This window comes from Terriglobus sp. YAF25 (genome assembly GCF_052113305.1).
In the GTDB taxonomy this organism is placed as follows: Bacteria; Acidobacteriota; Terriglobia; order Terriglobales; family Acidobacteriaceae; genus Terriglobus.
The window spans coordinates 1-7,283 of record NZ_JBFRCY010000292.1 but is presented as its reverse complement, the minus strand read 5'-3'; the positions used below and the strand labels follow the sequence as shown (position 1 = coordinate 7,283).

Annotated in this window: 9 protein-coding genes and 1 pseudogene; 8 read left to right on the top strand and 2 right to left on the bottom strand. The window is 59.5% G+C overall.

The window, feature by feature from the left end; genetic code table 11:
* The 3 genes and pseudogenes from AB4043_RS13505 to AB4043_RS13495 all read left to right on the top strand — a co-directional run.
* A pseudogene (locus AB4043_RS13505) lies at positions 1-316 on the top strand (hypothetical protein); the annotation flags it as partial.
* Positions 317-507: 191 nt separating this feature from the next.
* A complete protein-coding gene (locus tag AB4043_RS13500) occupies positions 508-2,088 on the top strand; it encodes a RelA/SpoT family protein (RefSeq protein ID WP_442307270.1) in 1,581 nt (526 codons plus the stop codon).
* Positions 2,001-2,768 (top strand): ACT domain-containing protein, encoded by a 768-nt coding sequence (locus AB4043_RS13495; protein ID WP_442307269.1) that lies wholly within the window; start codon positions 2,001-2,003, stop codon positions 2,766-2,768. The genes AB4043_RS13500 and AB4043_RS13495 overlap by 88 nt, the downstream gene beginning before the upstream one ends.
* A gap of 222 nt (positions 2,769-2,990) precedes the next feature.
* On the opposite strand, the gene AB4043_RS13490 is transcribed toward AB4043_RS13495, so the two are convergent.
* Together AB4043_RS13490 and AB4043_RS13485 are read right to left on the bottom strand one after the other, a co-directional pair.
* Positions 2,991-3,431, bottom strand: coding sequence for an RES family NAD+ phosphorylase (locus AB4043_RS13490; RefSeq protein WP_442302182.1), 441 nt, complete (start codon positions 3,429-3,431; stop codon positions 2,991-2,993).
* A complete protein-coding gene (locus AB4043_RS13485; protein ID WP_442307268.1) occupies positions 3,431-3,838 on the bottom strand; it encodes an antitoxin Xre/MbcA/ParS toxin-binding domain-containing protein in 408 nt (135 codons plus the stop codon). The genes AB4043_RS13490 and AB4043_RS13485 overlap by 1 nt, the downstream gene beginning before the upstream one ends.
* A 70-nt stretch (positions 3,839-3,908) precedes the next feature.
* Between AB4043_RS13485 and AB4043_RS13480 the strand changes: the two genes are divergently transcribed.
* Genes AB4043_RS13480 through msrB form a run of 5 tightly spaced genes read left to right on the top strand, consistent with a single transcriptional unit; the run spans position 3,909 to position 7,156 of the window.
* Positions 3,909-4,874 (top strand): VWA domain-containing protein, encoded by a 966-nt coding sequence (locus AB4043_RS13480; RefSeq protein ID WP_442302180.1) that lies wholly within the window; start codon positions 3,909-3,911, stop codon positions 4,872-4,874.
* Between the two features lie 42 nt (positions 4,875-4,916).
* Positions 4,917-5,639, top strand: a complete 723-nt coding sequence (locus tag AB4043_RS13475; protein WP_442302179.1) for a GNAT family N-acetyltransferase — start codon at positions 4,917-4,919, stop codon at positions 5,637-5,639.
* On the top strand, positions 5,525-6,253 hold the full coding sequence (locus tag AB4043_RS13470; protein ID WP_442302178.1) for an aminotransferase class V-fold PLP-dependent enzyme: 729 nt from the start codon (positions 5,525-5,527) through the stop codon (positions 6,251-6,253). Before AB4043_RS13475 ends, AB4043_RS13470 begins: the two co-directional genes overlap by 115 nt.
* A 24-nt stretch (positions 6,254-6,277) precedes the next feature.
* Positions 6,278-6,682 carry a RidA family protein gene (locus AB4043_RS13465; protein WP_442302177.1) on the top strand — a complete coding sequence of 135 codons (405 nt, stop codon included), beginning with the start codon at positions 6,278-6,280 and terminating at the stop codon, positions 6,680-6,682.
* Between the two features lie 36 nt (positions 6,683-6,718).
* Complete coding sequence (msrB, locus tag AB4043_RS13460) at positions 6,719-7,156, top strand: peptide-methionine (R)-S-oxide reductase MsrB (RefSeq protein WP_442302176.1); 438 nt, start codon at positions 6,719-6,721, stop codon at positions 7,154-7,156.
* Positions 7,157-7,283: the final 127 nt, after the last annotated feature.

Below are 7,283 nucleotides of genomic sequence, written 5' to 3'. Positions count from 1 at the left end.
GACCGACCCTGTGCAATTGAACCCGGTCCTTGGAACCAATGCCAACCAGGCGGTGCCGATCGATACGTTCAACGTCACCAACATGTACGTGAACTTCACGATGCGCCGCGGATCCATCTTCGACCAGACCAAGATCCGCTTCAGCGTCAACAACCTCTTCGACCAGCACAACATCACCAGCGTGAATCCGACTGGTTCGGTACCGCTCACCCGCACCAACTACGTCTTCACGCCAGCCTCAGGAGACACCGTGGGCCTCCTGCCCGGACGCAGCTTTATGCTCTCCTTCACCATCGGTCTGTCCCGGCGACAGTAACCGAAGCACGAGTAACCAACCTTGCGGAGGGCCGGAAACGGCTCTCCGTTCTTTTCTTTAAGGGGATAAAGCGTTTTTCCTGCGGGTGTAGAGCAGGGTTTCCGCATCGATGGGCGTTTTCCGCGATGAAAACGCCACCGCACGTCCATTCCGGGATACCCAGCAACAGGAAAAACGCTCTAGAATCAGTTATGGCCATCGCACGGCCTGCGACCACGCAGGCTGGGTCCGGATTGACGCCTCCCGAGATCACCTCCAGCGCCGTCTCCGCCGCCAACGGCGTTGATCTGGAGCAGCCGATTTCTGTGCCCAAAGCTCTGGAAGATGCCTCGGTCCACGATTCGTTGGCCTCTCCCAGCGGCATTCTGGCGGAAAAGCCCTTAGCTCCCCTCGCCAAACCGACCTCCGTCACACCCTACCTGACCTGGTTGGATAGCGCCTCGGCTCAGCGCATTGACGTAAAGTTCGCGCACCTGCTCGAGACCGTCCGGACCTTCCGCCCCGGCGACGACATGGAGGTCATCCGCAAAGCCTGGATCTTCTGCCTGGAGAACCACGCCGACCAAAAACGTGCCTCCGGCGAACCCTACGTCATCCATCCGCTCGAGGTCGCCCAGTTGCTCGCGGAGATGAAGCTGGACGCCACCGCCATCGCCGCCGGCCTGCTTCATGACGCGGTGGAAGATACCGACGTCACCGCCGACGAGATTTCGACCCGCTTCAGCGATCAGGTCGCCCACATTGTCGAGGGCGTCACCAAGCTCGACAAGATCAAGTTCGCCAACCGCGAAGACCACCAGGCGGAAAACATCCGCAAGATGCTTCTCGCCATGGTCACCGATGTCCGCGTTGTGCTCATCAAGCTGGCCGACCGCCTGCACAACATGCGGACGCTGGAGCACCTGAGACCCGAGAAGCAGCAGAAGATCGCCAGAGAGACCCTCGACGTCTACGCCCCTCTCGCCCATCGCCTGGGTATGGGTAAGCTTCGCGGCGAACTCGAAGACCTTGCCTTCCGCTACGTCGATCCCGTCGCCTACCAGCAGGTCGAGAAAGAGGTCGACCAGGTCCGTGACGCGGGCGAACGCTTCCTGCAGGGCATCGCCAAGGTCCTGGAGGAGAAACTCGCCTCACACCACATCCATGGCCGCGTCGAGTACCGCATCAAGCGTCTCTACTCCATCCAGCAGAAGCTGCAGGATGGGTCGCTTCCACTGAACCAGGTCTACGACCTTCTGGCCGTTCGCGTCATCACCCAGACCGTCGGCGAATGCTACGCCATGCTTGGCCTGCTGCACTCCACCTGGCGTCCTGTCCCCGGCCGTATCAAGGACTTCATCGCCATGCCGCGGCCGAACATGTACCAGTCGCTGCATACCACCCTCATCGCCGATGGCGGCCACCAGTTCGAGGTGCAGATCCGGACCGAGGAGATGCACCGCATCGCCGAAGAAGGTATCGCAGCGCACTGGAAGTACAAGGCTAACGAATCTGTCACCGACAAGGACGAACAGCGCCTCGCCTGGGTACGCCAGATCATGGAATGGCAGCGCGAGATGACCGACCCCAACGAGTTCATGTCGACGCTCAAGATCGACTTGTACCCGGAGGAGGTCTACACCTTCACCCCCAAGGGCAAGGTGGTGGTGCTACCGAAGGACGCCACATCAAGCACTGGATCAACGTGCACCAGCGCGAACGCGCCATCGAGATCGGCCGCAAGCTCCTCGACCGCGAGGGCCGCAAGTTCAAGGTCGCCATCACCAAACTGACCGAAGCCGATTTCACCCGCGTTGCCAATGAGTACGGTCTCGGCAATGGAGAGGATCTCTTCGCCGGCCTCGGCTTCGGCAAGCTGTCATCACGCCAGGTGCTCAACAAACTGGAACCCGGCAGCACTATGCCGATTGAAACCGACACGGAGCCGACCCTTCCCACGCCCGGACAGATGTCCGAGGCGGTCAAGCGCGTCTTCTTCGGCAAAGGATCAGACTCGCTGCAGGTGGAAGGCCAGGACGACCTGCTTGTCTACCGCGCGCGATGTTGTAATCCCATCCGGGGCGAAGAGATCGTGGGCTATGTCACCCGCGGTAAAGGCGTGGCTGTGCACGCACGAAGCTGTCCAAACGTACAGAATCTGCTCTACGAGAGCGACCGCCGCATCAATGTGGAGTGGTCGGCTACACCATCGGCGAACGCCCGCCAGACCACCTATCCCGTGAAACTCATCCTCACCTGCGACGACCGCACCGGTATGCTGAAGGAGTTCACCGCCATCATCTCCGACGACGACACCAACATCCGCAGCGTGGAATCACGCTCGAACGACGACGGCACCGCCACCGTCGAGTTTGTCGTCGAGACCGTCGACCTGAAACACCTGAACAAACTGGTCAACGACCTCCGCCGCGTCCAAGGCGTCCGCGACGTCCAGCGCGTGAATAAGAACTAAAAGCGACCCATCTTCTTGTTTTGTCATCCTGAGCAAAGCGAAGGACCTGCTTTATGCTGCCCATACATCGGGGTGCCCCACATCTCGGCACGGCCGAGATGTGGAGTATCGAGCTCTGCTCGATCCGCTTTAGTTTTTGTGGCTTCCCTATCCACCCTAACGGGCAGGAATTAGAAAGCAGATCCTTCGCATTGCTCAGGATGACAAAGTTACAGACCGAAATTACCGCTTCAACCGCGCATCAAACGGATACGCATAACTCTCCGCGATCCGGAATCGCTTTGCCGAGCGATGCAAGGGATTAAAGAGATAATTCGCCGTCTCCGGAACAATCGCGCTCGGTATCTTCAGCAGCACTGTTTCAGCCTCACGCAGCCACTCTGTTCCGAGATGCTGTGTCCGTTCGAGATCGTGCTGCCATCCCGCGCCAAGCTGTGATGCGCGAATCTCATCCAGCTTCACCGTCGGGCCCACAATGCGCAGCAACGTGAATGCCGGTGGCACATCATTAGCCGCTGTATGCGCACAGACTTCGAGCAATGCAGCCGCGGGATGATCTGCCAGATAGACAACCGGCTGACCGGCAAAGTGCCAGCGCCCGGGCGCACGCTGTCCGCCAACGCCCTTCAGATCCTTGAAACGGCTGATGCGCCAGAGAATCACTAGACGAAGAAGCCTTCGTCGATCTRTACCAGCATCTCTTCGACAATGCGGCTGCCGGTGTCCGTCTTCAGCAGCGACAATGGGGTCCGCTCGTCCAACCTCACATGCGGCCGGCGAAGCCACGCCAGTGCACGCTCGCGCGAGCCGTACGTTGCTTCTGCCGCCGAGAGCACACGGATCACCCGCAGTACCCGGTCAGACTCCTCCAGCGTCAGCTTCTCTCGCTTCGCCTTGCGATGCTGCAGGGTGCGCGACGGAATCACAACTGCGTCGATCTCCGCCCGCTCCAGCCCAAGCTCCGAGAGGCGCCCAACGACCGAGGGCGCGAGCCGCGCTTCAACGATCTTCAGCACCGCCGCCTCGGTCACCGGAGCACCGAGACCGAGCCAATCACCGATTTGGACCATTGCGGTATTCATACCAACATTATGCCACAAAAATAACGGCAAAATGTTATACAGGTTATCCTGAACATCCATGAAGAAGAGCCTCTTCGCCGCGCTTCTCCTCCTCGTCTCCAGCATCTCCTTCGCGCAGGAAACCCCGACCATCCGCGTCAACACCAACCTGGTGCAGGTACCGGTTTCAGTCGATTACAAGGGCGAGCGGCTCTATGGCCTTAAACCTGAACAATTTGTGGTGCAGGATAACGGGGTCGAGCAGAAGATCCGTCTCGATGAAGACGCCGATCAGCAGGGCATCGCGCTCTTCGTCATGGTGGAGTGCGGCCGCGAGTCCATGATGCAGTTCGGTAACATCAGCGGCCTGGCAACGATGGTAGAAAGCATCGTCGGCGGTGCACCCAAGCTCATCGCTGTGGCCCGTTACGCCTCCGGCCCGGAGCTGTTGCAGGACTTCACCGGCAACATGGAGAAGACCACAATGACGCTGAACGCCCTCAAGCCCTGCGAAGATGGCGGGGCCAACACGCTCGACGCCGTGAAATATGCCGCCGAAGCTCTGTCCCAGCGTCCCAGCCGCTACCGGCGCGCCATCCTGCTCGTCGGGGAGACCCGGGACCACGGCAGCAAGGTCAAACCCGAAGCCGTCGTTGAAGAACTCGGCCGCTCGAATGTCGTCGTTGATTCCGTAAGCTTTAACCCCGGCAAAACCGAGATTGTGAATAGCCTCTTCCACGGCCAGATGGGCTCCGGGCCCCTCGGTCTCCTCGTCATGGCAGTCAACGCCCTGAAGAAGAACGTCCCCAAAACCCTGTCAGAGCTCTCAGGCGGCGAGTACATCAACTTCACCACCCAGAAAGGCTTCGATAACGGTATGTTGCGGCTGTCGAACCACATCCACGACTATTACCTGCTCAGCTTCCAGCCGCCGGCCACCGTCGAACCGGGGCTGCATCGCATCACCATCTCCATCCCCGACTATCCCGACGCGAAACTCCGCGCCCGCCAGAGCTACTGGGCCGGACCAGCCGGGGCACAGTAAACCCTCCCCGGCGCTGAAACATTCCTGTAACATTGCCGGGAGATGCGAGGGCTGGTTTTCAAGGAAGCGTCTTCCGCCGAAGAGATCGACCAGATCGAGCGGCTAAATCACCAGACATTCGCGGAAGAAATCCAGCAGCACGCTCCGCGAGAAAACGGCAGACTGCCAGACCGCTTCCACGCGACAAACCGTTATTTCATCGCTCTGCGCGACGGCAAGCTGCAGGGCATGATCTCCGCTAACACCACGCCTCCCTTCTCAACCGAAAAGCGTCTGCCTGCAAAAGCCGCGATCTACGCCTTCGGCACAAAACCGTGCGAAGTGCGGATGCTTGCAGTCACTCCGCAGTCGCGCGGAGGCATGGTGCTGGCCGGACTCTTCTGGAAGGTCTATGACTTCGCCAGGCGCGATGGTTGCACCCATCTCCTCATCTCCGGCGTAGTCGAACGCCTCGATATGTATCGCTCCGTTGGTTTTGAAGCATTGGGTCCGCCCGTTCCCGATGGCGACGCCAGCTTCGTTCCCATGGCCCTCTCCCTGGAAAAACTCCCGGCCGGCGTCCACGAGTCCCTCTTCCGGCGATGGTGGCAAACGGAGAGTTTGGCGGCCGCCTCCTTGGGCAAGCTCTTCGTGCCGGCCTTCGCCATGAAGTGCTCGAGTGGAAGTGGAACGAAGCATGGAACTTCCAGCAGATCGCAGATGCCATACAACGGCGCCCTGCATGGGTATGGGCCGTTCATCTTGAAACCAGTACTGGCCGTCTGAATCCATTGCATCGGCTCGACCGGCTCTGCCGCGAACACGGCATTCCCCTCATGGCAGACTGCGTCAGCAGTCTCGGTGCTGTGCCGCTCGAGGGCCTCGCTCTCTTTCTCGCATCCGCAGTCAGTGGAAAGGCTCTGGGTTCATATGCGGGCCTCGCTCTTATCTTCGCGAATGAAGATGCGCTTGATCGGATGCAGCCACGGCATCTTCCATCCGTCTTCGATATTCATGCCGCCATCCACGCCGAAGCTCCCAGGTTCACTCTTGCTTCGCCTCAGGTTGTAGCCCTGCATGCTGCTCTACGCCACTACTACGGTTCAGCTTCCAGAACCCAGGCACGCTTCCGCCGCTATGCCGAAGTTGCCGCTCTTGTCCGCGAAAACCTGCTCACTGCAGAGCTTCCACCGTTGACTCAGGACCACGAAGCCTCACCTGTCATCGCGACCTTCGCTCTTCCCACGGGCATCGCTGAATCCTGTTATCAGGCCGGGTATCACATTGCCCATCAAAGCGGCTATCTGCAGTCTAGAGGTTGGGGCCAGATCAGTGTGATGGGGGATGTTCAACCAGCAATGCTCCGCAATCTGTTCCCCGCGCTCAACTCTGTCCCGTAAACCCGGCTGGCGTAAACTGCCCTCATGAGCGACACCAACAAGACCGCCGTCTCCACCAAGGAAGCACCGGCCGCCATCGGCCCCTATTCGCAGGCTATCCGCGTAGGTGACACACTCTTCACCTCCGGCCAGGTCGCCCTCGACCCCGTTACCGGCAACCTGATCGAAGGTGGCATTAAAGAGCAGACCGTCCGCGTACTGGAAAACCTGAAAGCTGTTCTCGCCGCCGCCGGCCTGGATATGGTGCATGTGGTCAAGACCACTGTCTTCCTCAAGGACATGAAGGATTTCGCCGCAATGAACGAGATTTACGCCAGGTATCTTGCCCCGGCGGGCACCGTGGCTCCGGCGCGCACCACGATCCAGGTAGCAGCGCTGCCCAAGGATGCTTTGGTTGAGATCGAGGTCATCGCCAAGGAATCCGCTTAAGCCCTCCAGGCGTCTAACAAGCAAAAGGAGATTCCAATGGCCGAAACACCTATGCTCGATGAGCAGACGACGACCAGCGGCAAGATCCACAAGACCGAAGAGGAGTGGCGTCAGCAACTCACACCGGAGCAGTTCCATATCCTGCGCCGGAAAGGTACAGAACCGGCATTTACCGGTGCTCTGCACCAGAATCACCAAGATGGAACCTATTGTTGTGCAGGGTGCGGCGCCGAGCTGTTTACCTCAGACAAGAAGTTCGACTCAGGTTCCGGCTGGCCCAGCTTCTGGCAGCCTATCTCGGCTGATGTAATTGAGGCGCATGAGGACAGCAGCTACGGCATGCGCCGGATCGAGGTGACCTGCGCGCGCTGTGGCGGCCACCTTGGCCACGTCTTCCCCGACGGTCCTCGCCCCACTGGTCTTCGCTACTGCATCAATTCCGCATCGCTGGAGTTCGACAAAGAACCGAAGTAATTCTGTCTATTACCCCAAAATGGCCCGCGAACCTGCGGGCCATTTCGATTTAACAGCCGCGAATTCGTACAATAGACACTATCGTGACACTGGATTTTCTAGGTTCCACTACCCGCACACACCGGTG

Coding starts and splice junctions, on each gene's coding strand:
- AB4043_RS13500 (WP_442307270.1), top strand. CDS start 508: ATGGCCATCGCACGGCCTGCGACCACGCAGGCTGGGTCCGGATTGACG.
- AB4043_RS13480 (WP_442302180.1), top strand. CDS start 3,909: ATGAAGAAGAGCCTCTTCGCCGCGCTTCTCCTCCTCGTCTCCAGCATC.
- AB4043_RS13465 (WP_442302177.1), top strand. CDS start 6,278: ATGAGCGACACCAACAAGACCGCCGTCTCCACCAAGGAAGCACCGGCC.
- AB4043_RS13475 (WP_442302179.1), top strand. CDS start 4,917: ATGCGAGGGCTGGTTTTCAAGGAAGCGTCTTCCGCCGAAGAGATCGAC.
- msrB (WP_442302176.1), top strand. CDS start 6,719: ATGGCCGAAACACCTATGCTCGATGAGCAGACGACGACCAGCGGCAAG.